A 24,471-nucleotide genomic window follows, 5' to 3' on the forward strand; every position below is an offset into this window, starting at 1 on the left:
CGTGGGGTCTCGGGCGGGCATTCAGACGACGTCGCGTGCCCGCGGGTAGTGGCAGGCCGCGACCTGGTCGGTGCCGTACGGGAGGAGCGCGGGCCTTCGCGTCTCGCAGGGCGTGCGGTCGTCGGCGGTCAGGCCCGCGAAGACCGGGCAGCGGCCCCGGAAGCGGCAGCCCTCCTCGCGGACGGTCGGGCTCGGCGGGTCACCGGCCAGCAGGATCCGCTCCCTGCGGCGCTCCTTGGCGGGGTCGGGCAGCGGGACGGCCGACAGCAGCGCTTGGGTGTACGGGTGCCTCGGCCGCGCGAAGACCTCGCCGACCGCTCCGGCCTCGACCGTACGGCCCAGGTACATGACACTCACCCGGTCCGCGATGTGCCGTACGACGGACAGGTCGTGGGAGACGAAGAGGTAGGCCAGGCCCAGTTCCGCCTTGAGCTGGTGGAGCAGGTTCAGCACACCGGCCTGGATGGAGACGTCGAGCGCCGAGACCGGCTCGTCGAGGACGAGCAGCCGGGGGTCGACCGACAGCGCCCGTGCGATGCCGATCCGCTGACGCTGCCCGCCGGAGAACTCGTGCGGGAAGCGTGCGGCGTGGGACGGCTCAAGGCCGACCTGGCGCAGCAGTCCGGGTACGCGGCGGGCGGCACACGCCCGGTCCGCGCCCTGCGCGCGCAGCGGCTCCGTGATGATGTCGGCCACCGGCATACGCGGGTCGAGGCTGGCCATCGGGTCCTGGAAGACGATCTGGATCCGAGATCTGAGCTGCCGGGTCTGTTCACGCGTCAGGTGGTCCGTGGAGCGGCCCAGCACGTCGATCGTGCCGTGTTCCGGCCGCCCGAGGGCCAGGATCTCGAACAGGGTGGTGGACTTCCCGGAGCCCGATTCTCCGACCAGGCCCAGGGTTTCGCCCTGGCGGATGTCCAGGTCCACTCCGTCCACGGCATGGACGGTGCCGGTGCGGCGTTTGAAGACGGAGCCCCGGTAGAGCGGGAACGTCTTGGCCAACTGCCTTACGCGGAGTACGGGTTCGCCCATTGTGTGACCGGCGGGGCGGGCCGGGACCGGAGGGACGGGGAACACGTCGGTGGGTCCGAGGCCGCGTTCGGCTATCTCGTCCGCCCTGACGCACGCGGCGCGGTGGGACGTACCGGTCAGTTCCGGTTCCGCGGCCCGGCACACGTCGTCGGCCAGCGGGCAGCGCGGTGCGAAGGGGCAGCCGGCCGGCAGCGCGCCGGGGGCGGGCGGTGTGCCGGGGATGGGAACGAGCGCCGCGGGGGCGCGGTCCGTTTCGTCCAGCCTCGGTACGGCGCCGGTCAGGCCGAGTGTGTACGGCATCCGCGGTCCGGCGAACAGTTCGTCCACGGGGGCGCTTTCGACGATGCGGCCCGCGTACATGACGGCGACCCGGTCCGCGCTGCCCGCGATGACTCCGAGGTCGTGGCTGACCAGCACCATGGCCGCGCCGGTCTCGCGCCGTGCGGTGCGCAGGACGTCGAGTACCTGCGCCTGGATGGTGACGTCGAGCGCCGTGGTGGGTTCGTCGGCGAGGATGATGTCGGGGTCGTTGGCGACGGCCATGGCGATCATGGCCCGCTGGCGCATGCCGCCGGAGAACTCGTGCGGGAAGGCAGCCGCCCTGAGGCGTGGTTCCGGGATACCGACGAGGTCGAGGAGTTCGACAGCGCGCGCCGCCGCCTTTTCTCTGGAGATGTCCTGGTGGGCGCGGACCGCTTCGACTATCTGGTCCCCGATCCGGTAGACGGGGGTGAAGGCGGAGAGGGGGTCCTGGAAAACCATGGCGATCCGGGCCCCGCGTGTGGAGTTGAGCGTCGACTCGGGCGCACCGATCAGCTCCGTACCGTCCAGCCGTACCGAGCCGCGCACCGCCGCCGTACGCGGCAGCAGGCCGAGGACGGCGAGTGCGGTGACGGACTTGCCGGAGCCCGACTCCCCTACGATGCCCAGGACTTCGCCGCGCGCCAGCTCGAAATCGACGCCTCGTACGGCCGGGGTGTCCGCGAAGTCGACGGTGAGGCCGCGTACTTCGAGAATGGCGGTCATGACCGGGCCTTTCGGGACGTCGGGTCGAACGCGTCACGCAGTCCGTCCCCGATGAGGTTGACCGCGAGCACGAAGACCACCAGCAGTCCGGCCGCGAAGAAGAACATCCAGGGGTAGGTGACGGCTGCGCCCGTGCTGTCGGCGATGAGGGTGCCGAGCGAGACGTCGGGCGACTGGACGCCGAAGCCGAAGTAGGACAGGGCTGTTTCGCTCATCACGGCGCCGCCGACCGCGAGGGTCGCGTCGATGATCAGGAAGGAGGCGACGTTCGGCAGGATGTGCCGGACGATGACCCGCAGCGGCCGCACTCCCATGTACCGGGCCGCGCGCACGAATTCACGCTCCCGCAGCGAGACCGTCATGGACCGGACGACCCGCGCGGTGATCATCCAGGCGAAGAGGCCCAGCAGTCCGGCGAACGCGAGCCAGCCGCCTCCTTTGAGCCGGGGCGCGAGGATCGCGATGACCAGGAAGCCGGGGAAGACGAGCAGCAGGTCGACGGCGAACATGAGTCCGTGGTCGGCCCAGCCGCCGAAGTAGCCCGCGCACGCGCCGACCACGGCGGCGACGAGCGTCGCGCCGATGCCGACCAACAGGCCGATCAGCAGGGATTTCTGGAGGCCGCGCACGGTCTGCGCGAAGACGTCCTGGCCGATGCGGTTGGTGCCGAACCAGTGCTCGGCCGAGGGGGCGGAGCGCAGCGCGGTGTAGTCGATGTCGGCGTAGCTCCAGTGGGTGAGGAGGGGGCCGGCGAAGGCGAGGACGAAGAGCAGGACCACCACCAGCAGGCCGGCGAGCGCGGTCTTCCTCGCGAGAAAGCGGCGCAGCACCACCCGCGCGCGGCCGGCGGGCGGTTCGGCCGGATCGTGATGGTCGGCGGCGTCCGCGGCCGCCGCGACGGATTCAGCTGTCATGCGTCGGTCTCCTTCAGGTGCGGACGCGCGGGTCGAGGGCCGCGTGCAGGATGTCGGCGAGGAAGCCGGAGAGCAGAACGACCACGGCGGCGAAGGTGGAGACGGCGACGACGGAGTTCACGTCGTTCTTGCCGATGGAGTCGACCAGCCACTCGCCCATGCCGTGCCAGCCGAAGATGATCTCGGTGAAGGTGGCACCGGTGAACAGGGCGAGGAATCCGTAGGAGAAGTACGTCGACATCGGGATGAGCGCGGTGCGCAGGCCGTGTCTGAGCAGTGCGGTCCGGCGGCTGAGGCCCTTGGCGCGTGCGGTGCGCAGGTAGTCGGCGCCCAGTACGTCGAGCATGGTGTTGCGCTGGTAGCGGCTGTAGGCGGCGGCGGTGACCAGCCCGATGGAGAGCGTCGGGAGCAGCAGGTGCACACCCCGGTCGCGCAGTTCGGCCCAGAGACCGGCATGCAGGTCAGGGTCCTTCTCGCCGGTGAACTGGATCAGATCGGTGCCGAGGACCGCGTTCAGCTTGATGGCACCGATCTTGAGCAGCACGGCGAGCAGGAAGGTCGGCGTGGAGAGCAGCAGGAACGACACCAGGGTCACGGTCCGGTCGGAGAACCGGTATTGGCGTACGGCGGTCCAGGCTCCGGCAAGGATGCCGACGACGGTGCCGAGCACGGTACCGGCGAGCAGCAGCCGCGTACTGACGCCGAGCCTGCGTCCCAGTTCGGCGGTCACGGACGTGTCGTCGATGGTGCGGCCGAGGTCTCCGTGGACCGCGCCGGTGAACCAGCGCCAGAGGCGATCGGCGAGCGGGGTGTGGTCGTTGAGGCCGAGCGTACTGAGCTGGGCGTCGATCATGGCGGGCGGCGGCGGGGGAATGCGGTCCTGGAAGTAGGCGCGCGGATCGAGCGCGACGGCGGCGAGGAGGTAGGAGAGACAGATGGCGACCACCAGCAGTACCGCGTAGTAGCCGAGTCTCCTGGCCAGGTAGGCCGTCACATGCGTGTCCTCTCCGCTGGGGTACGCGTTCGATCTTCGTAGCCGTACATTGCGGCCCTGTGAAGAGCGCATGTCAACCCCCGGAATCGCTTACGCGTCCTCCTCGCGCGATCTACCATCCCGATCGCGGCGCAGTACGGCCGTCGTACCGGCTCCCCCACCCCGCACGCCCCCGGAGGAACGTTCATGCCCAGACCCCTGAGGTCCACCGCCCTCACCGCCGCCGTAGCGGCCGCTCTGGCGCTGGCAGGCTGCGGTTCTTCCGGTGACGGGAAGGACGCTCCGAAGAAGGGGGCGGCTCCGGCGGCGGGCTCGCAGGACGTCAACGCGCAGCCGGTGTCCAAGCTGCGCCGGGGCGGGACGCTGAAACTCGCCACCCAGCAGTGGATCCACCAGTACAACTCCTACCAGGTGGACGGCGCCAACGGGGACGCCTCGGCGATTCTGGAGCAGGTCGAGCCGGTGCTGATGCCGAAGGACGCCAAGGGCGTCCCGCACCCCGACCCGAACTACCTGCTCTCCGCCGAGGTCACCTCGACCAGTCCTCAGGTGGTGACGTACAAGCTCAACCCGAAGGCGAAGTGGTCGAACGGAAAGCCTTTGAGCTACCGGGATTTCGCGGCGCTCGGCAAGGCCCTGGACGGCAGCGACGACCGGTACCTGGTCTCCGACGGCAGCGGATACGACCAGATCGGGAAGATCGAGCGGGGCTCGGACGACCAGGAGGTGAACGTCACCTTCCGCACGCCGTACGCGGACTGGCAGCGGCTGTTCCGCACGCTGCTGCCCGCCGACGAGATCAACACCCCGGACAGGTTCAACAAGGGCTGGATCGAGAAGATCCCGGTCACCGCGGGCGCCTGGCGGATCACGTCCTTCGACAAGACCGCGCAGACGGTGTCGACGGCTCCCGACCCCAAGTGGTGGGGTCCCAAGCCCCTTCTGGACTCGATCACCTGGCGCGCGCTGGACCTGCCGGCACAGACCGAGGCGTATCTCAACAAGGAGATCGACTCGGCGCCCGCGATCCTGCCGGAGGACTACAAGCGGCTGGTCGAGGCTCCCGGTACGGACATCAGGCGCGGCGCACGGTGGGACGAGGTCCACATCACGCTCGGTACCCGGGGCCCGCTCAAGGACCTGAAGGTGCGCCAGGCGGTGGACCTCGCGACCGACCGCAAGGGCATCGTCGCGGCTTTCGCCAAGGATCTGGCCTTTCCCCTGGCCACGCTCGACAACCATTTCTTCATGCCCAACCAGGCGGGCTACGAGAACACCGCAGGAAAATGGGGCACATTCGACCTGGACGGCGCCAAGAAGCTGCTGGACGAAGCGGGTTGGAAGGACAACGGACCCGGCAAGCCGCGCACGAAGGGCGGCCTGCAGCTGAAGCTGGAATATCTGATCAGCGCCGGCTCCAGCTCCGCGCAGGTGGACCAGGCCCAGATCGTCCAGCAGCAGCTGGGAGAGGCCGGTTTCGCCGTACGGATCCAGAAGGTCCCGGCCGCCGACTTCTTCGACAAGTTCGTCAACCGCGGCAGCTTCGATCTGGTCAGCTTCCGCAACGTCGACTTCCCCTTCCACTCCCAGCTGTTCTCGACCTTCCAACAGCCCAGGGGCAAGCAGCTGTTCCAGAACTTCGGCGGCGTCAGCTCGCCGGAGATCGACGCGCTGCTGACCGAGGCGGCGCGGACCACGGACGTCGCGAAGTCGAACGGCCTCTACAACCGGGCGGACCGGCTGATCTGGGCCGAGGGGCACTCCATCGAGCTGTACCAGCGGCCGCAGATCAGCGCCGTACGCAGCGGACTGGCCAACTTCGGTGCCACCGGTCTCGGGGACTGGAACGTCCTCACCATGGGATGGCTGAAGTAGCGCTCACAGGACGAGGTCGGCCAGCCGGTCGACCTCGTCGAGCCGCGCCACGGTCGGGGTGAACGTCAGCTCGTTCATGCCGATCGCGGCGAACTCCGCCACGATCCCCCGGATGCGCTCCGGCGTACGGACGACGCCCTCGGCGATCGCGTTCCCGTGGTCTCCGGCGTAGGCGTAGTACGAGCGGATGTTCGCGTCGGACTCGGCCTCCCGGCGGGGGTCGGCGCAGAAGTACGCGAGGCCCAGCAGCCGCGGATCTCCCTCGCGGCCCGCCGCCCGCCAGGCGTCCAGGATCTCGCCCACCATCGGCTCGGCGCGCCGGGGGCCGCCGCCGGCCCCGGTCCAGCCCGCGCCCCAGCGCGCGGTACGGCGTACGGCGCGCTTCCCGTGGCCGCCGATGAGCACCGGAACGGTGTTCCCGGGCGGAGCGACGGCGCGCCGCTCGCCGGGCAAGTCGCCTTCCTCCACCGCCTCGCCCTGCCACGCCCGGTGCAGGTACTCCAGCTGCCGGTCGAAGGCGGCGCCCCGGTCGGCGAAGTCGCGTTCGGAGGCGCGGTAGTCGGACTCCCGGGCGCCGACACCCAGGCCCAGGGTCAGCCGGTCACCGCTCAGCTGCGCGACGGTGGCGCTGATCTTCGCCAGCACGGCGTCCGGATAGGTCGGGCCGAGCACGGCGTTGGTCAGCAGGCCGAGACGTGAGGTGGCGGCGCCCACGGCGGCCAGCGCGGTGAGCGAGTCGTACGACGGATAGGGAACGCGGCCGATCGTGGAGACGAAGGCGAATCCGCGCTCCTCCGCCCGCCGTGCCCAGTCCAGGACCAGCGGTCCCGTCGTGCCCTGGGTGGTGTTCGGGATGGCGATACCGATGCGCATTCCGTCGTTCCTTCCTTCGTGGTCCGTCCAGCCTCCGCCGCTTCGCCCTGCCCCGCATCCGGGGAGGGAAACCGGCCCCGGGGTGTCCGGGGGCCGTCAGGAGGGCCCGGGGCCTGGCCGCTTCGCCGACCGCCGTCACACATACGGCGCGGCCTCCCGGGTACCCGTTCGGCCCGGGACAACGCGGTCCCGAGCCGGAACGGCAGAGTGAGGAGCACTCCCGGTGTTCTACTACGTGCTCAAATTCGTCCTGCTGGGGCCCGTGCTGCGCCTGTTGTTCCGGCCCAGAATCGAGGGTCTTGAGCATGTTCCGGCCGAGGGCGGAGCGATCGTCGCGGGCAACCACCTGTCGTTCTCCGACCACTTCCTGATGCCCGCGATCCTCAAACGGCGCATCACGTTCCTCGCGAAGGCGGAGTACTTCACCGGGCGCGGCCCCAAGGGACGGCTGACCGCTTTCTTCTTCCGGGGCGCCGGTCAGATACCGGTGGACAGGTCGGGCAAGGAGGCCGGGAAGGCCGCGATCCGGGAAGGGCTCGGAGTGCTGGGCAAGGACGAGCTGCTGGGGATCTATCCGGAGGGCACCCGGTCGCTCGACGGCCGCCTCTACAAGGGCAAGGTCGGGGTCGCGGTGATGGCGATCACCGCGGGCGTGCCCGTGGTGCCGTGCGCCATGGTCGGGACCTTCGAGATCCAGCCTCCCGGGCAGAAGGTCCCGCGCATCAAGCGGGTGACCATCCGCTTCGGCGAACCGCTGGACTTCTCGCGCTACGCGGGCCTGGAGAACGAGAAGGCGGCCGTGCGCGCGGTCACCGACGAGATCATGTACGAGATCCTGGCGCTGTCCGGGCAGGAGTACGTCGACCGGTACGCGGCCGACGTGAAGGCGGAGCAAGAGACGGACCGGGCCAAGGCCGGGCGGGTGAAGGACCGGCCGGCGAAGAAGTTCCCCCGCCCGCGGCGCTGAGAGCGGATCCGCGAGCGGCGAACACCGCTGGGAGCGCCGGTACCCCTGCCTTAGCGTCCCTCGTATGAGCAGAGGCAGCGCGGTAGTAGTGGGTGCGACAGGACAGATCGGGCGGGCCGCCGTACGGGCGCTCGCCGAGGACGGCTGGGAGGTGCGCGCGTTCTCGCGCGGTGGTGGCAGGGACGAGCGCTGGCCGGAGGGCGTGAAGGCGGTGGCTCTTGACCGGGACGACGACGGCGCGTTCGCCGCGGCGCTCGGTGACGGCTGCGATGTGCTGGTCGACATGGTGGCCTACGGGGCCCCGCACGCACGGCAGTTGACCCGTCTCGCGGACCGGATCGGTTCGGCGGTGGTGATCTCCAGCGGCGCGATCTACGAGGACGGCCAGGGCCGCAGCTTCGACACCCAGGGCGATCCGGACGGCCTTCCGCGCTACCCGGTGCCGATCCTGGAGAGCCAGCCGACCGTGGCCCCCGGTGGCACCACGTACGGAACGCGGAAGGTGGAGCTGGAACGGGATCTGGTCGCGGCGGGCGAGGCCCTGCCGACCACACTGCTGCGTGCGGGCGCGATTCACGGCCCGCACTCCCGCGCACCGCGAGAACTGATCTTCGTCAAGAGGGTGTTGGACGGCCGCCGACGGCGGGTGCTCGCGTACAGCGGCAAGAGCCGCTTCCATCCCGTCCATACGTCGAATGTCGCGGAGCTGATCAGGCTGGCGGCGCTGCGGCCGGGCTCCCGGGTCCTCAACGCCGCCGATCCCGAGGCTCCGACCACGGCGGAGATCGGCGAGGCGATCGACGCGGTGATGGGCACGGAGACTGAAACAGTCCTGGTGGACGGGCCCCCGCCGGTGGGCATCGTGGGCTCCACTCCCTGGGGGGCGGACAACCCCATTGTCTACTCCATGTCCGCAGCCGAAAGGGAGTTGGGCTACCGGCCGGTCACCGGCTACGCCGAGTCCCTGCCGGAGACGGTCGCCTGGCTGTCCGAGCAGCTCGCGGAGCGCGCCTGGGAGGACGCCTTCCCCGCGTTGGCGGCCCAGTTCGCCGGGTACGGGGATCCCTTCGGCTATGCGGACGAGGACGCCTGGCTGGCGGGGCGGCGGGGCTGAGCGGAGACGAGGGGGCGGACCGCCTGAGCGGACCGCCCCCGTGGTGCCTCACGCGATGCGGAACCGGTTACGGCGTGGGTGTGGCGTGCGGGCCGCAGGTGGCGTCCTTGCGGTCCAGCGCGCCGGTGAGCAGGTAGGCCTTCACCTTGTCGTTGATACACGGGTTCACCAGGTTGGTGATGCCGTGCGAGCCGGCGTCCTGCTCGGTGATCAGGCGCGAGCCCTTGAACCGCTTGTGCAGTTCGACGGCGCCCTCGTACGGGGTGGCCGCGTCCCGCGTGGACTGCGCGATGAGCACCGGCGGCAGCCCCTTGCCCGTCGTGACCTCGACCGGGGTCTGCTGCTTGGCTCCCCAAGTGGCGCACGGCAGGTTCATCCAGGCGTTGCCCCAGGTGAGGAACGGGTAGTCCCGGTTGAGGCGGGTGTTGTCGCGGTCCCACTTCTGCCAGCTGGCGGGCCAGGCGGCGTCGGCGCACTCGACGGCGGTGTAGACCGCGTTGCCGTTCTCCGCGGAGATGTTGCCCGCCGTGTCGGACAGGTCGGGGGCCGCCGCGTCGACGAGCGCCTGCGTGTCTCCCGCGGCGTAACTGCTCCAGACGTCGGCGACGGGCACCCAGCTGGAGTCGTAGTACGCGGCGCTCTGGAACAGGGCGTCCAGCTCGGCCGGTCCGACCAGCCCGCCGAACGGCGCCTTCTTGGCCGCGGCACGGAGTGTGTCGTAGTTCTTCTGGACGCGGTCGGCGGTGGTCCCGAGGTGGAAGGCCGCGTCGTTGCGCGCGACCCACTTCTTCCAGTCGAGGAACCGGCCCTCGAAGGCGATGTCCTGGCCGAGGTTGTTCTCGTACCAGATCTTGTCCTTCGACGGGTTGACCACGCTGTCCACGACCATGCGCCGCACGTGCGACGGGAAGAGCGTGCCGTAGACGGCGCCGAGATACGTACCGTAGGAGACGCCCAGGTAGTTGAGCTTCTTCTCACCGAGCCCGGCCCGGATGACATCGAGGTCACGCGCGGTGTTGGGCGTCGTCATGTGCGGCAGCATCCAGCCGCTGCGCTCCTTGCAGCCGTCCGCGTACTCGGCCGCCAGCTTGCGCTGGACGCGCTTGTCGGCCTCGCTGTGCGGGACCGGGTCGAGCTTCGGTGCCTTCACGAACTCCTGGGGATCGACGCAGGAGATGGGGGCTGAGTGGCCGACCCCGCGCGGGTCGAAGCCGACGAAGTCGTATGCCTTCGCGGCGTCGGCCCAGATGGCGTTCTTGTTGACGACCCGGTTGGGGAACGCCATGCCGGAGCCGCCGGGGCCGCCGGGGTTGTAGACCAGGGCTCCCTGACGCTCCTGCTTGGTACCGGTGTTGGCGACCCGGTCGACGGCGAGCTTGATCTGCTTGCCGTCCGGCTTCGTGTAGTCGAGCGGGACGCTGACCCAGCCGCACTGGACGGGCTTCGTGAAACCCCAGTCCGCCGGGCAGTCCTGCCAGTCGACGCCCTTCTCCGCGGCCCGCTGGGCGGCGATCTCGACGCCGTGCGCGGCGGAGTCGCCGTGATTCCGGTGGCGTCCTTCGGCGGTCGCCGACGGAGCGGCCGTCGCGACCGCTATGAGCGCGCCGGCCAGCAGCGTGCAGGCCGAGCCGAGCAGTGCTGTGCGTCTCACGTGTGCCTCCCCCTGAAGTGGTGCGCTGCCCGGGGCAGCGCGGTGTCTGGTGCGTGTCTGGTGCGTTGGTGGTGCTGCGCTGGTGGTGCTTCCGGGGATCCTTTCGCCTGTGAGGTTCCTGCGAACAGGCTGTGCGGGCTTATCTTTATCGAACCGATAGCCGGGCACGCCGTGCCGGTCAGCGGTATCGCGGCCGTGCGCCAGTGCCGCTCCGGGCCGGGAGACGGTGTCGGTGGGGCCGGAGCCGGTGTCACCACCAGGCGTCGAGCAGCACCTCGTCCAGGGTCCGCCGAAGTTCCCGTGCGTCGTGGGCGACGGCCGTGACCAGTACGCCGGGTCCCGCGAGCGGGGTCAGTACCGCGTTCTCGCCGAGCGACCTCGGCTTGGCCGGCTCCTTCTCGAATTCCGGCCCGGCGATGAGCAGTTGGCCCACCGCTCGGTGTCCGCCGAGTACCGCGCCGCCGTCCCAGCCGCCCGGGGCGCCCGGCCCGAAGCTCAGCTCCTGGTCGAACAGCGGGCGGTCCGCGCGACGAACGGTGAGTCTGGTGGTGAGGGTGCCGGGCCGTTCGCCGTGACGGCCGAGGATCTGCTCCTCGCGCAGGACCAGGCGCCCGGTTGCGGCCAGTTCGACACGGGTGCGCATCCTCAGATCGCTGCCGTTCGCCGAAATCAGCTGCTGGGGAAGCCAGTTCAGCTCGGCGTTCTCACCTACGGCCAACCGGACTTCGTAGCAGGCGTGTTCGGGCTGGCTCGCGTCAACGCCTCCCGCGGCGCGGCCGGGCAGCGCAACCGTCGCCGCCGCCGCGTCCACCGTGAGCGCGGCACCGTCCCGTACCTCCGCCTCGATCGCGAGCCGGTCGCCGCCGAGCGGCGCGCTCATCGCACCGACGACGGTGACACGGCTGCCCGGTCCCGTGGCGCGGGTCCTGCGCACCGCGAGCGGCCCCTCGCCCGTCAGTACGGGCAGGCCCTCGCGCGTGGCGACGATGCGGGCGGTGGCGTGGACGCTCATGCGGTCCAGTCGGCGAGCAGCCCGCGCACCCACGCGACCACCGGCTCGACGCCGTTCTCCGCCTTCAACGAGGTCAAGACGACGGGGAGTTCACCGCGCTGCTCCTTGGCGTCGCGGGCCATCCTGCCGAGGTCCGAGCCGACGTACGGTGCGAGGTCGGTCTTGTTGATGACGAGGAGGTCGGCGGTGGTCACGCCGGGTCCTCCCTTGCGGGGGATGTCGTCGCCGCCCGCCACGTCGATGACGAAGATCTGCGCGTCCACCAGGCCTTTCGAGAAGGTCGCGGTGAGATTGTCACCACCGGACTCGACGAGGATCAGGTCCAGCGGCCCGACGGCGTCCTCCAGGTCCTCCACGGCTTCGAGGTTGGCGGAGATGTCGTCGCGGATCGCGGTGTGCGGGCAGGCCCCCGTCTCGACCGCCTGGATCCGCTCGGGCGGCAGAACGGCGTTGCGCAGCAGGAACTCCGCGTCCTCGCGGGTGTAGATGTCGTTGGTCACGACGGCGAGCGACAACTGATCGCGCAGGATGCGGCAGAGCGCGGCGACGGTGGCGGTCTTGCCTGAGCCGACGGGCCCGCCGAGTCCGATGCGCAGCGCGCGCCTGACACCGTCGGGGCGCAGCGCGTCGGCGCTGACGGCGGCCGGCCCTGTGTGGGGGTGATCGAGGTGCATGGATGCGGCTCCTGTCGGGGAGAGGCGAAGGCCGGGAAGGGGCGACGACCGGGAAGAGAAGCTTCAGGAGGCGAACAGCCTTACCGGCCAGGCCGCGTGGGCTTCCGCCGTGATGTCGAGGAGGGGTGCTGAGGCGGCGGGCAGCGCGTCGATGCCGTCGTACGCCGCGAGGGCGGCGCGCTCGGCGACGCGGTCGAGGTCGGGCGCGAGGCGGGCGAGTACGGCGGTGGCCTCGAAGGGATCGAGGCTCAGCAGCCGTACGGCGGCGGTGGCGGGGCCGCTGACCGTTTCGTATGCCGCGCAGTACGCGGCGTCCACCGGGGTGAGCCCGGCGGCACGCGCCACGAGACCGAGCACGACCGGCTGGTGCGCGCCACGTGGCCGGGCCGCGGCGAGCGCGTCGAGTTCCGGGCTCGGCCAGGTGGCGCGGGCCGCCCTGGTCAGCTGGCGGCCGAGCTTGCGCGCGGTCGCCCGCAGCGCCGGTGAGGGTGTGCGGGCGTCGGCCTCCTCGTCAAGGGCCTGCGGGTCAAGGCCCTGGGCCGCCGCGGCGGCGAGCGCCGCCGCGGTCAGGCCCGTGGTGTGCAGCCGGCCCCGGCAGAAGGCCGCCAGGGTCTGCGCGTCCTTGATCCGCCCGGCCCTGACGGCCGGTTCCGCGCCGCCGGAGTGCGCGTGTCCGCCGGCCGGGAACCGCCCGTCTGCCAGGACGAGAAGCGCCGCGCGGCTCATCAGAAGAGGAAGTAACGCTGGGCCAACGGGAGTTCGGCGGCCGGTGCGGGTTCGACCGCATCGCCGTCGATGGTCACCGTGAAGGTGTCGGCGTCGACCTCGACACGTGGCAGCGCGTCGTTCTCCCGCATATCGGCCTTGGTGATCCGCCGGGTGTCACTGATCGGCACGAACTTCTTGGCCAGGCCGAGGCGTTCTGGCAGACCGTCCTCGATCGCCGCGCCCGCGACGAAGTTGAACGAGCCCGTGGCGGCGGCCCGGCCCAGCGCGCCGAACATCGGGCGGGGCAGCACCGGTTGCGGGGTCGGGATGGAGGCGTTGGCATCGCCCATCTGCGCGTAGGCGATCTGGCCACCCTTGATGACGAGTTGCGGTTTGACGCCGAAGAACGCCGGATCCCAGAGCACCAGATCGGCGAGCTTGCCGCTCTCGACCGAGCCGATCTCCGTGTCGAGCCCCTGCGCCACAGCGGGGTTGATGGTGTATTTGGCCACGTAGCGACGCGCGCGGTGGTTGTCCGCGCGGCCGTCGCCCGGCAGTGCGCCGCGGCGCTTCTTCATCACGTGCGCGGTCTGCCAGGTGCGCATGATCACCTCGCCGACACGTCCCATGGCCTGGGCGTCCGAGGAGATGATCGAGATGGCGCCGAGGTCGTGCAGGATGTCCTCGGCCGCGATGGTGGAGGGGCGGATCCGGGACTCCGCGAAGGCCAGGTCCTCCGGCACGCCCGGGTTCAGGTGGTGGCAGACCATCAGCATGTCGAGGTGTTCCTCGATGGTGTTGACGGTGTGCGGCCGGGTCGGGTTGGTCGAACTGGGCAGTACGTGGGGCTCGGAGACGACCGTGATGATGTCGGGAGCGTGCCCGCCGCCGGCGCCTTCGGTGTGGTAGGCGTGGATGGTGCGCCCGGCGATGGCCGCGAGGGTGTCCCCGACGAAGCCGGCCTCGTTCAAGGTGTCGGTGTGGATGGCGAGTTGGACGCCGGTCTCCTCGCAGACACTGAGGCAGGCGTCGATGACGGCGGGGGTCGCTCCCCAGTCCTCGTGGATCTTGAAGCCGAGTGCGCCGCCGCGCAGTTGGGCGTGCATGGCGTCACGCGACATCGTGTTGCCCTTGCCGAGCAGCCCGATGTTGACGGGGAAGGTCTCCAGCGCCTCGAACATCCGGGCGAGGTGCCAGGATCCCGGGGTGACGGTGGTGGCCTTCGTGCCCTCGGCGGGTCCCGTGCCGCCGCCGACGAGGGTGGTGACGCCGGTCGCGAGCGCCTGGTCGACGATGGTCGGCGAGATGAAGTGGACGTGCGCGTCGATGGCGCCCGCGGTGACGATCTTCCCGTTGCCCGCGATGACTTCGGTCTCAGGACCGATGACGAGATCGGGGTGGATGCCGTCCATGGTGTCCGGGTTGCCGGCCTTGCCGATGCCGGTGATCCGGCCGTCCCTGATGCCGATGTCGGCCTTGACGATGCCCCAGTGGTCGATGATCAGGGCGCCGGTGATCACCGTGTCGGGCGCGCCCTGCGCCCGCGTCGTACGGGACTGGCCCATCGACTCGCGGATCACCTTGCCACCGCCGAACACCGCTTCGTCACCGGCGCGGCCGGGACCCCCGCAGCGGTCCTCCTCGATCTCGACCAGCAGATCGGTGTCGGCGAGACGGATACGGTCACCTGTCGTGGGGCCGAAGAGATCGGCGTACACGGGGCGCGACAGCTCAGTCATCGAGGGGACCTCCGGTCTCGGCCCGCAGCCCGGGCACGACGCGCAGTCCGGCGAGCGGGACGAGCGCGACGTCGACGGGGATGCCGGGTTCGAAGCGGACGGCGGTACCCGCCGCGATGTGCAGCCGCTTGCCGCGGGCGGCGGCGCGGTCGAAGTCGAGGCCTGGGTTGGCCTCGGCGAAGTGGTAGTGCGAACCGACCTGGACGGGCCGGTCGGCGGTGTTGAGGACGGTGAGCGCGGTGACCTCGCGCCCCTCGTTCAGGGCGACGGGCCCGTCCCCGTACAGGATCTCTCCGGGAATCATCGGCGGCGCTCCCCCTCAGACGATCGGGTCGTGGACGGTGACGAGCTTCGTGCCGTCCGGGAAGGTCGCCTCCACCTGTACGTCGTGGATCATCTCGGGGATGCCTTCCATGACGTCGTCGCGGGTGAGCACCTTGCGTCCCGATGCCATGAGTTCGGCGACGGTACGGCCGTCCCTCGCGCCTTCGAGGAGGTGGGAGGTGATCAGCGCGACGGCCTCGGGGTGGTTCAGCAGCAGCCCGCGTGCCCTGCGCCTCTCCGCCACGTCCGCGGCCACATGGATGAGCAGGCGTTCCTGCTCGTGCGGGGTCAGTTGCACGCTTCCACCTCACAGTCCGGAGTCCGGCGGCGGCCGGGCTCCGAGGGTACTGGTGGGCCCCGCGTCCGTCCGGCCGCCTTCAACTCACTGGTGACCTGAGGTTCCGATCCCCCGCGGTCAGGGTTGCACGGTAAGGCGGAAGTTTTTCCGGCGCGTTAACTGATCTCCCGATCGGCGGCCGGCTTGCGTACGCGGGAGGACAAACCGCGCTGCCCTCGGCATACCGGCCGGGAAGCGGGTCGTATACGGAGGCGGCGGCGCTCGGTACGGGCCTCAGCGTCCGTGGCCCGGCGGCCGTTCGCCGCTCTCCGGGCCACGGCCCTCCGTGCGGTGTTCCGCCGCGTGTTCGGCCGCGATGCCGAAGCGCCGCCGTTCGCCGGGAGCGGACGACAGGGAGCCGATCGCGGAGACGGAGCTGATCACCCGCTCTTCCTCCGCCTCCTGCTCCTTTTCGAGTCGTTCCAGGTCAGCGGCAGAAACCAGCGCGACAAGCGGCTTGCCGTGCCGGGTCACGACCACCCGTTCGCCGCCGTAGACGACGCGGTTGATCAGGTCGGCGAGTTCTGCCCGGGCTTGCGTCACCGGAATCTCGTAAGCCATGCTCCCCATGTTACGTGCTGTACGTCCTGTACATTTTTTACATCCGAGCCTGCGCCGAGGAGAACCGTCGTCATGATCAGCCCCTCCGCCCGCTACGTACTGCCCGAGTTCAACGAGCGCACCACTTACGGGAATCGCACGCTCGACCCGTACTCCAAGCTCTTCGGCGAGCGGATCGTCTTCCTCGGCACCGCTGTGGACGAGACCGCCGCCAACGACGTGATCGCGCAGTTCCTGCACCTGGAGTACGACGCCCCCGACCAGGACATCTGCCTCTACATCAACTCCCCCGGCGGCTCGATCAGCGCCATGACCGCCATCTACGACGCGATGCAGCTCGTCACCTGCGACGTGGAGACCACCTGCCTCGGCCAGGCCGCCTCGACCGCCGCCCTGCTGCTGGCCGCCGGCACCCCCGGCAAGCGGATGGCGCTGCCCGGAGCCCGCCTGGTCCTCCAGCAGCCCGCCGTCACGGATCCCGTTCGGGGCCAGCTGTCCGATCTGGCCATCCACGCCGACGAGTTGGTCCGGCAGCGGACCCGGCTGGCCCGCCTGCTGGTGCACCACACGGGCCAGAGCGCCGAGCGGATCGACCAGGACATCGACCGGGACAAGGTGTTCGACGCGCCCGGCGCCAAGGCGTACGGCCTGGTCGACCATGTGGTCCAGAACCGCAGGACCTCTCTTGACCCGTCCGGCACCTCCGACGGGCGGTGAACCCCCGATGCTGCCGCCCGAACTGCCGCCACTGCCCGCGCTGACCCGGGCCGAGGGCGCCTTCATCGACAGCTATCTCCTGGTGGTCGATCTGCTGGGCCGGATGAATCCGGCCCATGGCGCGGACACGTACAGCGCGCTGCGCGCCGCGCAGGCCCTGCCGGCACGGGCGGCGGAGCTGCTGGACGCCCTCACGACCATGCACGCGCGCGGCGAGACGGACCTGCACGCGTCGACGCTGACCCGCGCGCTGCGGATGCTCGACGGGGAGCGGCGGGCGAGCCGGGTCACGCTGCCGCCCCAGCCGCCGGGATGAGCGCGGGCCGGCGGGGAGGAGCCGGTCCTGGTGGAGGTGAGCGGCCCTCAGCTACGCGCGGGACAAGCCGCGTTCCCGTTCGGACGCGCCCGTACGGGAACGCCGCCCCTCGTTCGGCGTACGCGCCGCCGGCGGGCGTCCGCGGCTTCGAGTTGCGCGAAGCGATCTGGTACGTGATGCGCGCGGCCGTCCCGCCGCAGGTGGGGCCCTCGCCACGATGTGGATATATCGACACATAAGGGACTTAAACCCCCATACGGTCCAAGAGTGATGTAATTCACATATCGTCGTTTCGACTCGGAAATCCGCACCCGCCACGTCAAGATCCCTGGGACGACAAGCCCCCGCCACCGCGGCGAGGCGGTCCGGGCGGACGCCGAGTCCTGCCGCCGCTCCGGATGACTGGTCGACAGGAGTGGATCGGCAGGAGTGGAGGACCCGAGCAGTACGGGTCGGCCCGGAAACGGGCTGTCCCTCGGGGTGAAGCCGCGTTCGCGCGGCCGGGCGACTTCGCCAGTCCGAACCCGACAGGTCATCCTTCACAGGCGGCTGACGAAGGGTTGCGCATGACTGCGCAGACACATGTCCCGTCTTTGTCCTTCAGAGTCGGCGCCGTATCGGCCATGACGCTCGTCGCGGTCAGCGGTACCACGCTGGCGCCGGGCGTCACCTCCGAGGCGTACGCCGCCACGCACGCGGTCAAGGCGCTGCAGATCGCCGCGTCGAAGAAAGGATCGCCGTACAGCTGGGGAGCCACGGGCCCGAGGCGGTTCGACTGCTCGGGGCTGACGGTCTACTCGTACAAGAAGGCCGGCAAGAAGCTCCCCCGCACGACACAGCAGCAGTACAACAAGACCCGCCATATCTCCGCCTCCAAGCGGAAGAAGGGCGACCTGGTGTTCTTCCACTGGGGCAACAACGTCTACCACGTCGGGATCTACGCGGGCAGCGGGAAGATCTGGCACTCGCCCAAGACCGGCGCCGTGGTGCGTCTCGAACGGATCTGGTCCAAGAGCGTGTGGTACGGGCGGGTGCGCTGAGCGGCCGGTGCGCCGGCCGCGGGGGGCCGCCGCCCCTCCGTCGGCCCGGTCCCCGTGCGGGCCTGTCCGTGCGGGCCTGTTCAGACCGGACTTTTCATGCGGCGGGCCGTCTCGTAGGCGCGGGTCAGCTCTGCACACGCGCCGTCCAGGGCAGGGCGATCCAGACCGTCTTGCCGCCTTCCGGAGTCGGCGTGACGGACATGCTGCCGCCGTTCTCGGCGGCCAGCCAGCGGATGATGACCATGCCGCGGCCGTTGTCCTGCTGCACGGCCGCGGGCAGCCGCCGCGGCCAGCGCGGATGACTGTCGGTCACGCCGATCCGCAGCTGTTCGTCCAGCTCCAGTTCGAGTCGCACGGTGAACGTGGGCGACTGGCCGAAGGTGTGCTGGACGGCGTTGGTGGCCAGCTCGGAGACGATCAGCCGTACCGTTTCGGCGGTGTCTCCTTCCGCCGGCATCCCCCATTCGGAGAGGTGTTCGGCGACGAATCTGCGCGCCGCGGAAACCGAGGCCGGAGCACTCGGCAGGATGACGGATGCTTCTTGGTGATCTGCCATGACAACGCGGTCCCTTTCCCGCCGGACCTCGGTCCGGCACAGAGCGGATGACTGCGCGGACGGCCTCGGACTGTGCCTCGCGACAGCGTGCCACTCATGGTGCCGCTGATAGCGCCGATCCACCGAGATATGCATATATCTGTCGCTCAAAGCGGTGAACTCTGCGCGGCGCGCCCTCATCCGGGCGGCGGAAAGATACCTTCTCCGCCGCGGCGCCCCCTGGCGTCCGGTCACGGCCCAGGCGAAAGGGAACACTCATGCCTCAAGGTCCCGCGGTACGCAGACGCCGGCTCGGCGAGGAATTGCGGGGACTGCGCCAGAGCGCGGGACTCACCAGCGGGGAGACCGCGCGGCTGCTCGGCTGGAACCAGTCGAAGGTGAGCAGGATCGAGACGGGAGTCAGCGGGGTGAAGGACGGCGATCTCACCCGGCTGCTGGACGCGTTGGGCGTCCATGATCCGCAACTGCGCACGTTATTAGCCACATTGGCGGGCGCGGCGGACGGCGGCCCGGGATGGTGGGAGGCTTACGGGGGCGTGATTCCGCCGCAGTACCGGGACTTCATCAGCCTGGAGTCCCAGGCCCGTACGGCGCGCACACTGGAGACCTCGGTGGTGCCCGGGCTCCTCCAGACGCCGGGGTACGCACGGGCCGTGACACGCGCCGCCCTGGACGGTCCGCCGGCCTCGACGGTCGATTCCCTGGTGGAAGTACGGCTCGCCCGCCAGGAAGTTCTGCGCACTCCGGTGCCCCTGAAGCTGCACGCGGTGCTTGACGAGTCCGTCCTGCGCCGCGAGGTGGGCGGGCCCGAGGTGATGCGGGATCAGTTACGGAGATTGCAGGCGCTGGCTCCGCTGCCGCACATCCTGCTGCAAGTGATGCCGTTCGCCGTCGGTGAATACGCCGGGCTCACCGGGCCTTTTATGATCTTTACCTTTCCGAATATCAATGACCTGGATTTGGTCGTCCTTGACCACTTGACGAGTAGCCTTTACCTGGAGGGGAAAGAAGACCTCGAGGCGTACAGCGCTGCTTTCCGCAGGATGCAGGCGCGCGCCCTTTCGCCCGAGGACTCTTTGGATCTCATCGCCGGGATCGGTGACGGCGTGTAGGGAGCATCATGACCGCTTACCTCGCACATCCCCCTGCCCAGACGACCCAGACGGCACCCCCCACACCCTCGACCACCTCAGCCCTTCTCACCTGGCGGCGCAGCAGCTACAGCGTGGGAATGAACAACTGCGTGGAGACGGCCCGCACCGGCGCGGACGTCCTCGCCGTACGTGATTCCAAGAACGTGGCGCTGCCGCAGCTGCGTTTCACCCCGACGGCGTGGACGTCCTTCGTGTCCGGTGTCGTGCCGGGGCTCATATCCGGCCCGGCAGAGGAGGACATCACCGCCTGACGCCGGGCATGAGCAGAGCGCCGTGACGCCGCCTCAGCCGGCCGGCGCCGTCGCGACCACCGTACGCACCGCCGCGCCGATCTGCTGATCCGTCAGGTCGGCGCGCGCGGTGAGCCTGATCCGGGAGATGCCGTCCGGCACCGAAGGCGGCCGGAAACAGCCCACCGCGAGCCCCGCCGCACGGCAGTCCGCGGCCCAGCGCACCGCCGCTTCCGGTGACGGCGCCTGTACGGACACGACAGCGGCGTCGGGCCGCACGGCGGTCAGGCCCTCCTCGGTCAGCCGCCGGTGCAGCGTCCTCGCGACCGTCCCGGCCCGCTCCGCGAGGCACGGGTCTCCGCGCAGCAGCCGCAGGCTCGCCAGGGCCGCCCCGACGGCCGCAGGCGCGAGTCCGGTGTCGAAGATGAACGTCCGCGCGGTGTTGACGAGATGGTCGATCACCCGTGCGGATCCGAGGATCGCCCCGCCCTGGCTGCCCAGGGACTTGGACAGGGTGACGGTCGCCACCACCCCGGACGCGCCCGCGATCCCCGCGGCGTCCGGCGCGCCGCGGCCGCCCGCGCCCAGTACGCCGAGGCCGTGCGCGTCGTCGACGAGCAGCGCCGCGTTCCTGGTACGGCAGATCTCGGCCAGTTCGCGCAGCGGAGCCGCGTCGCCGTCCACGGAGAACACCGCGTCGCTCACCACCAGGGCGCGGCGGCCGGGGTGCGCCTCAAGTGTCTTGCGTACGGCCGCGGTCGACGCGTGCGGTACGACGGCGGTCTCGGCGCGCGAGAGCCGGCAGCCGTCGATGATCGAGGCGTGGTTGCCCGCGTCGGACACGATGAGCGAGCCGGGAGCCGTCAGCGCGGTGAGGGCGGCGAGGTTGGCCGCGTAGCCGGAGGACAGCACGAGCGCGGCCTCGAAGCCGCAGAATTCGGCCAGTTCACGCTCCAGTTCCGCGTGCAGCTCCGTGCTGCCCGTGACCAGCCGCGAGCCGGTGGAGCCGGCACCCCAGCGGCGCGCGGCCCCGGCGGCGGCCCCGGTGATCACGGGGTGGCGGGCGAGCCCCAGATAGTCGTTGCTCGCGAGATCCAGGACCGCGGAGTCCGCGGGGCGCGGGCGGAGCGTGCGTACGAGACCCGACGCGGCGCGCCCGCGCGCTTCCCCGTCGGTCCAGTCGAAGGGATCCTGCTCCATGGTCCGGTCCTTTTGTAGGCTGCGCACAGACCCTATCGGCGGCCCGACCAGGTCAGGATGTGGTCATACACACAGTTCGTTTCTTCGGTGTTGTGGGATTCCTCCCTGGCTTCGAGCCGCGCGCGTACGCGAAGATCGGCCCCATGGATCTGCTGAAGACACTGGTGGAGAAGGGGCTGCGGCGCGAGCTGCCGACCCGCGAAGAGGCACTCGCGGTGCTCGCGACCTCCGACGAGGAGCTGCTCGATGTGGTGGCCGCGGCCGGGAAGGTGCGCCGCCAGTGGTTCGGGCGGCGGGTGAAGCTCAACTATCTGGTCAACCTCAAGTCCGGTCTGTGCCCGGAGGACTGCTCGTACTGCTCGCAGCGGCTCGGCTCCACGGCGGAGATCCTCAAGTACACCTGGCTGAAGCCCGATGAGGCGTCGAAGGCCGCCGCCGCCGGAGTGGCGGGCGGCGCGAAGCGGGTCTGCCTGGTCGCGAGCGGGCGGGGCCCCACGGACCGGGACGTCGACCGCGTCTCGCAGACGATCGAGGCCATCAAGGAGCAGAACGAGGGCGTCGAGGTCTGCGCCTGTCTCGGCCTGCTGTCGGACGGCCAGGCGGACCGGCTCCGGTCGGCCGGCGCCGACGCGTACAACCACAACCTGAACACGTCCGAGGCGACGTACGGCGACATCACCACCACCCACACCTTCGCGGACCGCGTGGAGACGGTGCAGCAGGCGCAGGCGGCCGGTCTGTCCGCGTGCTCCGGGCTGATCGCGGGCATGGGCGAGAGCGACGCCGATCTGGTGGACGTGGTCTTCTCGCTGCGCGACCTGGACCCGGACTCGGTGCCGGTCAACTTCCTGATCCCGTTCGAGGGCACCCCGCTCGCCAAGGAGTGGAACCTCACCCCGCAGCGCTGCCTGCGCATCCTGGCGATGGTGCGGTTCGTCTGCCCCGACGTCGAGGTCAGGCTCGCGGGCGGCCGCGAGGTGCACCTGCGTTCGATGCAGCCGCTGGCGCTGCACCTGGTCAACTCGATCTTCCTGGGCGACTACCTCACGAGCGAGGGCCAGGAGGGCAAGGCGGACCTGGACATGATCGCCGACGCGGGCTTCGAGGTGGAGGGCGCGGACACGACGACGCTGCCCGAGCACCGCGCGGGCGGCGGCTGCGGTCCGTGCGGGGAGCAGAGCGAGGGAGGCACCGGCTGCGGGGGAGCCGTTCCGGCCACTTCCGACGGCGCTGCCGTCGCCGCTCCCGCCGAGGCGACCTCGTCCCCGCGCACGGATCTGGTGTCCGTTCGCCGTCGCGGAGCCGGTACGGATCTCGCGCCCAATGCCTGATTCCGCCACGCCCGAGCCCCTGACGCCCGGTTTCTCAACGCCCTTGACCGCGAACGCCGTTACCGCGACGGCCGGGCTGCTGGAGCTCGACCGGGCCCACGTCTGGCATCCGTACGGCCCCATGCCGGGCCGGGTGGACCCGCTGGTCGTGGAGTCCGCGTCGGGGGTTCGGCTGCGCCTCGCCGAAGCGGCCCACGGGCAGCGCGAGTTGGTCGACGGCATGGCGTCCTGGTGGTCGGCGATCCACGGCTACAACCACCCCGTGCTCAACGAGGCGGCACGCGGACAGCTGGACCGGATGAGCCATGTGATGTTCGGCGGGCTCACCCATGAGCCCGCCGTCCGGCTCGCGGCCAGGCTGGTCGGCATCACGCCCGAGCCGCTGCGCCATGTCTTCCTCGCCGACTCGGGCTCGGTGTCGGTCGAGGTCGCGGTCAAGATGTGCCTCCAGTACTGGCGTTCGCTCGGCAGGCCCGCCAAACAGCGGCTGCTGACCTGGCGCGGCGGTTACCACGGCGACACCTGGCAGCCGATGTCGGTGTGCGACCCCGAGGGCGGCATGCACGAGCTGTGGCAGGGCATCCTGCCGCGCCAGATCTTCGCGGACGCCCCGCCCACCGAGTACGACGAGACGTACGCGGACGGGCTGCGCGCGCTGATCGCCCGGCACGCGGACGAACTCGCCGCGGTGATCGTCGAGCCGGTGGTGCAGGGCGCGGGCGGGATGCGCTTCCACTCCCCCGCCTATCTGCGGGTGCTGCGCGAGGCGTGCGACGAGCACGGCGTCCTGCTGATCCTGGACGAGATCGCGACCGGGTTCGGCCGTACGGGCACGCTCTTCGCCGCCGGACAGGCCGGGATCTCACCCGATGTGATGTGTGTCGGCAAGGCGCTGACCGGCGGTTACCTCACGATGGCGGCGACGCTCTGCACGTCCCGGGTCGCCGAGGGGATCTCGCGCGGCGAGGTGCCCGTACTGGCGCACGGACCGACCTTCATGGGCAATCCGCTGGCGTCCGCCGTGGCCCTCGCCTCGATCGACCTGCTGCTCGACCAGGACTGGGAGGGCGAGGTCAAGCGGATCGGAACGGGGCTGCGCGACGGGCTCGCGGAGTTCGAGGGGCTGCCGGGGGTACGGGACGTACGGGTGCTCGGTGCCATCGGTGTCGTACAGCTCGACCACGAGGTGGACATGGCGGCCGCAACCCGGGCCGCGGTGCGCGAGGGTGTGTGGCTGCGGCCGTTCCGCGATCTCGTGTACACCATGCCGCCGTATGTGACCGGCGACGAGGACATCGCCACGATCTGCCGCGCGGTGGGCGCGGTCGCACGGGAAGGCTGACATGACGGTACTGATCGTCACCGGCACGGGGACCGAGATCGGCAAGACCGTCGTCACGGCGGCGGTCGCCGCCGCCGCGCTCGCGCGCGGACGTACGGTCGCGGTGCTCAAGCCCGCGCAGACCGGGCTCGGCCCCGGGGAGCCGGGCGACGCGGCGGAGGCGGCCCGGCTGGCCGGGCAGGTCACCGCCGTCGAACTGGCCCGGTTCCCCGAGCCGTTGGCCCCGGCGACCGCCGCACGGCGGGCCGGCCTCACGCCGGTGACGCCCGGCGAGGTCGCGGAGGCGGCGGAGAAACTGGCCACCGAGCACGATCTCGTGCTGGTCGAGGGCGCGGGCGGACTGCTCGTACGGTTCGACGGCGCGGGCGGCACGCTGGCGGACGCGGCGCGGCTGCTGCGGGCTCCCGTCCTGGTGGTAGCGCCCGCCGGGCTCGGCACGCTCAACGCGACGGCGCTGACCTGCGAGGCCCTGCGGGCGCGGGAGCTGGATCCGCTCGGGGTGGTGGTCGGCAGCTGGCCCGCGGCACCGGACCTGGCCGCTCGGTGCAACCTCGTGGATCTCCCGGAGGCGGCGGGGGCGCCACTGCTCGGCGCGCTGCCGCAGGGGATCGGCGCGCTGGCACCGGAGAGGTTCCGCGCGGGCGTGGCCGACTGGCTGGCGCCGGAGCTGGACGGCCACTGGGACGCGGCGGGGTTCGGCGCGGAGTTCGACGCGGGGTGAAGCGCGGAGTCCGGCGGGGGCCGGCACGGGGGCCCGCGCACGCTCGGGCGGGGACACCGCTCC

General features: G+C 70.7%; 25 protein-coding genes and 1 riboswitch. Of the genes, 11 read left to right on the forward strand and 14 right to left on the reverse strand.

The window, feature by feature from the left end; genetic code table 11:
- Positions 1-21 precede the first annotated feature (21 nt).
- From ACIP6N_RS24980 to ACIP6N_RS24990, 3 genes are read right to left on the reverse strand one after another with little or no spacing between them, the layout of a single operon-like run.
- Positions 22-2,058 (reverse strand): dipeptide ABC transporter ATP-binding protein, encoded by a 2,037-nt coding sequence (locus ACIP6N_RS24980; RefSeq protein WP_401818990.1) that lies wholly within the window; start codon positions 2,056-2,058, stop codon positions 22-24.
- Positions 2,055-2,972: an ABC transporter permease gene (locus ACIP6N_RS24985; protein ID WP_401818992.1), complete on the reverse strand. Its 918-nt coding sequence runs from the start codon at positions 2,970-2,972 to the stop codon at positions 2,055-2,057. Before ACIP6N_RS24985 ends, ACIP6N_RS24980 begins: the two co-directional genes overlap by 4 nt.
- Positions 2,973-2,985: 13 nt before the next feature.
- Positions 2,986-3,966, reverse strand: a complete 981-nt coding sequence (locus tag ACIP6N_RS24990; RefSeq protein ID WP_401818995.1) for an ABC transporter permease — start codon at positions 3,964-3,966, stop codon at positions 2,986-2,988.
- Between the two features lie 186 nt (positions 3,967-4,152).
- On the opposite strand from ACIP6N_RS24990, the gene ACIP6N_RS24995 reads away from it, so the two are divergent.
- On the forward strand, positions 4,153-5,841 hold the full coding sequence (locus tag ACIP6N_RS24995; protein ID WP_401818997.1) for an ABC transporter family substrate-binding protein: 1,689 nt from the start codon (positions 4,153-4,155) through the stop codon (positions 5,839-5,841).
- A 3-nt stretch (positions 5,842-5,844) separates the two neighbouring features.
- On the opposite strand, the gene ACIP6N_RS25000 is transcribed toward ACIP6N_RS24995, so the two are convergent.
- On the reverse strand, positions 5,845-6,714 hold the full coding sequence (locus ACIP6N_RS25000) for an LLM class flavin-dependent oxidoreductase (RefSeq protein ID WP_401818999.1): 870 nt from the start codon (positions 6,712-6,714) through the stop codon (positions 5,845-5,847).
- 223 nt (positions 6,715-6,937) lie between these two features.
- Here ACIP6N_RS25000 and ACIP6N_RS25005 point away from each other — a divergent pair, with 223 nt between their 5' ends.
- Both ACIP6N_RS25005 and ACIP6N_RS25010 read left to right on the forward strand, forming a co-directional pair.
- Positions 6,938-7,681 carry a lysophospholipid acyltransferase family protein gene (locus tag ACIP6N_RS25005; RefSeq protein ID WP_401819001.1) on the forward strand — a complete coding sequence of 248 codons (744 nt, stop codon included), beginning with the start codon at positions 6,938-6,940 and terminating at the stop codon, positions 7,679-7,681.
- Positions 7,682-7,745: 64 nt separating this feature from the next.
- Positions 7,746-8,795 carry an NAD-dependent epimerase/dehydratase family protein gene (locus tag ACIP6N_RS25010; protein WP_401819004.1) on the forward strand — a complete coding sequence of 350 codons (1,050 nt, stop codon included), beginning with the start codon at positions 7,746-7,748 and terminating at the stop codon, positions 8,793-8,795.
- Between the two features lie 67 nt (positions 8,796-8,862).
- On the opposite strand, the gene ACIP6N_RS25015 is transcribed toward ACIP6N_RS25010, so the two are convergent.
- The 8 genes from ACIP6N_RS25015 to ACIP6N_RS25050 all read right to left on the reverse strand — a co-directional run bounded on the left by ACIP6N_RS25015 (position 8,863) and on the right by ACIP6N_RS25050 (position 15,801).
- Positions 8,863-10,446, reverse strand: coding sequence for an alpha/beta hydrolase (locus ACIP6N_RS25015; protein ID WP_401819006.1), 1,584 nt, complete (start codon positions 10,444-10,446; stop codon positions 8,863-8,865).
- A 250-nt stretch (positions 10,447-10,696) separates the two neighbouring features.
- Positions 10,697-11,458, reverse strand: a complete 762-nt coding sequence (locus ACIP6N_RS25020) for an urease accessory protein UreD (protein ID WP_401819007.1) — start codon at positions 11,456-11,458, stop codon at positions 10,697-10,699.
- Entirely contained in the window at positions 11,455-12,132 is a 678-nt protein-coding gene (ureG, locus tag ACIP6N_RS25025) for an urease accessory protein UreG (RefSeq protein ID WP_401819009.1), read from the reverse strand. Before ureG ends, ACIP6N_RS25020 begins: the two co-directional genes overlap by 4 nt.
- A gap of 63 nt (positions 12,133-12,195) precedes the next feature.
- Positions 12,196-12,858 carry an urease accessory protein UreF gene (locus ACIP6N_RS25030; RefSeq protein WP_401819010.1) on the reverse strand — a complete coding sequence of 221 codons (663 nt, stop codon included), beginning with the start codon at positions 12,856-12,858 and terminating at the stop codon, positions 12,196-12,198.
- Complete coding sequence (locus ACIP6N_RS25035) at positions 12,858-14,579, reverse strand: urease subunit alpha (RefSeq protein WP_401819011.1); 1,722 nt, start codon at positions 14,577-14,579, stop codon at positions 12,858-12,860. Before ACIP6N_RS25035 ends, ACIP6N_RS25030 begins: the two co-directional genes overlap by 1 nt.
- Positions 14,572-14,883, reverse strand: a complete 312-nt coding sequence (locus tag ACIP6N_RS25040) for an urease subunit beta (RefSeq protein WP_401819013.1) — start codon at positions 14,881-14,883, stop codon at positions 14,572-14,574. The genes ACIP6N_RS25035 and ACIP6N_RS25040 overlap by 8 nt, the downstream gene beginning before the upstream one ends.
- A gap of 15 nt (positions 14,884-14,898) precedes the next feature.
- Complete coding sequence (locus ACIP6N_RS25045; protein WP_401819015.1) at positions 14,899-15,201, reverse strand: urease subunit gamma; 303 nt, start codon at positions 15,199-15,201, stop codon at positions 14,899-14,901.
- Positions 15,202-15,474: 273 nt separating this feature from the next.
- Complete coding sequence (locus ACIP6N_RS25050) at positions 15,475-15,801, reverse strand: type II toxin-antitoxin system Phd/YefM family antitoxin (RefSeq protein ID WP_401819016.1); 327 nt, start codon at positions 15,799-15,801, stop codon at positions 15,475-15,477.
- A gap of 72 nt (positions 15,802-15,873) precedes the next feature.
- Between ACIP6N_RS25050 and ACIP6N_RS25055 the strand changes: the two genes are divergently transcribed.
- From ACIP6N_RS25055 to ACIP6N_RS25065, 3 genes are all read left to right on the forward strand, one after another.
- On the forward strand, positions 15,874-16,518 hold the full coding sequence (locus tag ACIP6N_RS25055; RefSeq protein ID WP_401819019.1) for an ATP-dependent Clp protease proteolytic subunit: 645 nt from the start codon (positions 15,874-15,876) through the stop codon (positions 16,516-16,518).
- A gap of 7 nt (positions 16,519-16,525) precedes the next feature.
- Entirely contained in the window at positions 16,526-16,834 is a 309-nt protein-coding gene (locus ACIP6N_RS25060; RefSeq protein WP_401819021.1) for a hypothetical protein, read from the forward strand.
- A 377-nt stretch (positions 16,835-17,211) separates the two neighbouring features.
- Positions 17,212-17,397, forward strand: a riboswitch (cyclic di-AMP (ydaO/yuaA leader).
- Positions 17,398-17,400: 3 nt separating this feature from the next.
- A complete protein-coding gene (locus tag ACIP6N_RS25065) occupies positions 17,401-17,874 on the forward strand; it encodes a C40 family peptidase (protein ID WP_401819023.1) in 474 nt (157 codons plus the stop codon).
- 124 nt (positions 17,875-17,998) lie between these two features.
- On the opposite strand, the gene ACIP6N_RS25070 is transcribed toward ACIP6N_RS25065, so the two are convergent.
- Positions 17,999-18,430, reverse strand: coding sequence for an ATP-binding protein (locus ACIP6N_RS25070; protein ID WP_401819025.1), 432 nt, complete (start codon positions 18,428-18,430; stop codon positions 17,999-18,001).
- A gap of 257 nt (positions 18,431-18,687) precedes the next feature.
- Here ACIP6N_RS25070 and ACIP6N_RS25075 point away from each other — a divergent pair, with 257 nt between their 5' ends.
- Together ACIP6N_RS25075 and ACIP6N_RS25080 are read left to right on the forward strand one after the other, a co-directional pair.
- Positions 18,688-19,542, forward strand: a complete 855-nt coding sequence (locus ACIP6N_RS25075) for a helix-turn-helix domain-containing protein (RefSeq protein WP_401819027.1) — start codon at positions 18,688-18,690, stop codon at positions 19,540-19,542.
- Between the two features lie 8 nt (positions 19,543-19,550).
- A complete protein-coding gene (locus tag ACIP6N_RS25080; RefSeq protein ID WP_401819030.1) occupies positions 19,551-19,835 on the forward strand; it encodes a DUF397 domain-containing protein in 285 nt (94 codons plus the stop codon).
- Between the two features lie 33 nt (positions 19,836-19,868).
- Here the strand turns inward: ACIP6N_RS25080 and ACIP6N_RS25085 are convergent, their stop codons facing one another.
- Complete coding sequence (locus ACIP6N_RS25085; protein ID WP_401819031.1) at positions 19,869-21,014, reverse strand: 8-amino-7-oxononanoate synthase; 1,146 nt, start codon at positions 21,012-21,014, stop codon at positions 19,869-19,871.
- A 143-nt stretch (positions 21,015-21,157) separates the two neighbouring features.
- On the opposite strand from ACIP6N_RS25085, the gene bioB reads away from it, so the two are divergent.
- Genes bioB through bioD form a run of 3 tightly spaced genes read left to right on the forward strand, consistent with a single transcriptional unit; the run spans position 21,158 to position 24,408 of the window.
- Positions 21,158-22,345, forward strand: a complete 1,188-nt coding sequence (gene bioB / locus ACIP6N_RS25090) for a biotin synthase BioB (protein ID WP_401819270.1) — start codon at positions 21,158-21,160, stop codon at positions 22,343-22,345.
- Positions 22,338-23,687: an adenosylmethionine--8-amino-7-oxononanoate transaminase gene (locus ACIP6N_RS25095; RefSeq protein WP_401819034.1), complete on the forward strand. Its 1,350-nt coding sequence runs from the start codon at positions 22,338-22,340 to the stop codon at positions 23,685-23,687. Before bioB ends, ACIP6N_RS25095 begins: the two co-directional genes overlap by 8 nt.
- 1 nt (position 23,688) lies before the next feature.
- On the forward strand, positions 23,689-24,408 hold the full coding sequence (bioD, locus tag ACIP6N_RS25100; protein ID WP_401819036.1) for a dethiobiotin synthase: 720 nt from the start codon (positions 23,689-23,691) through the stop codon (positions 24,406-24,408).
- Positions 24,409-24,471 lie beyond the last annotated feature (63 nt).

This window comes from Streptomyces sp. NPDC088725 (assembly GCF_044751305.1).
Taxonomy (GTDB): Bacteria; Actinomycetota; Actinomycetes; order Streptomycetales; family Streptomycetaceae; genus Streptomyces.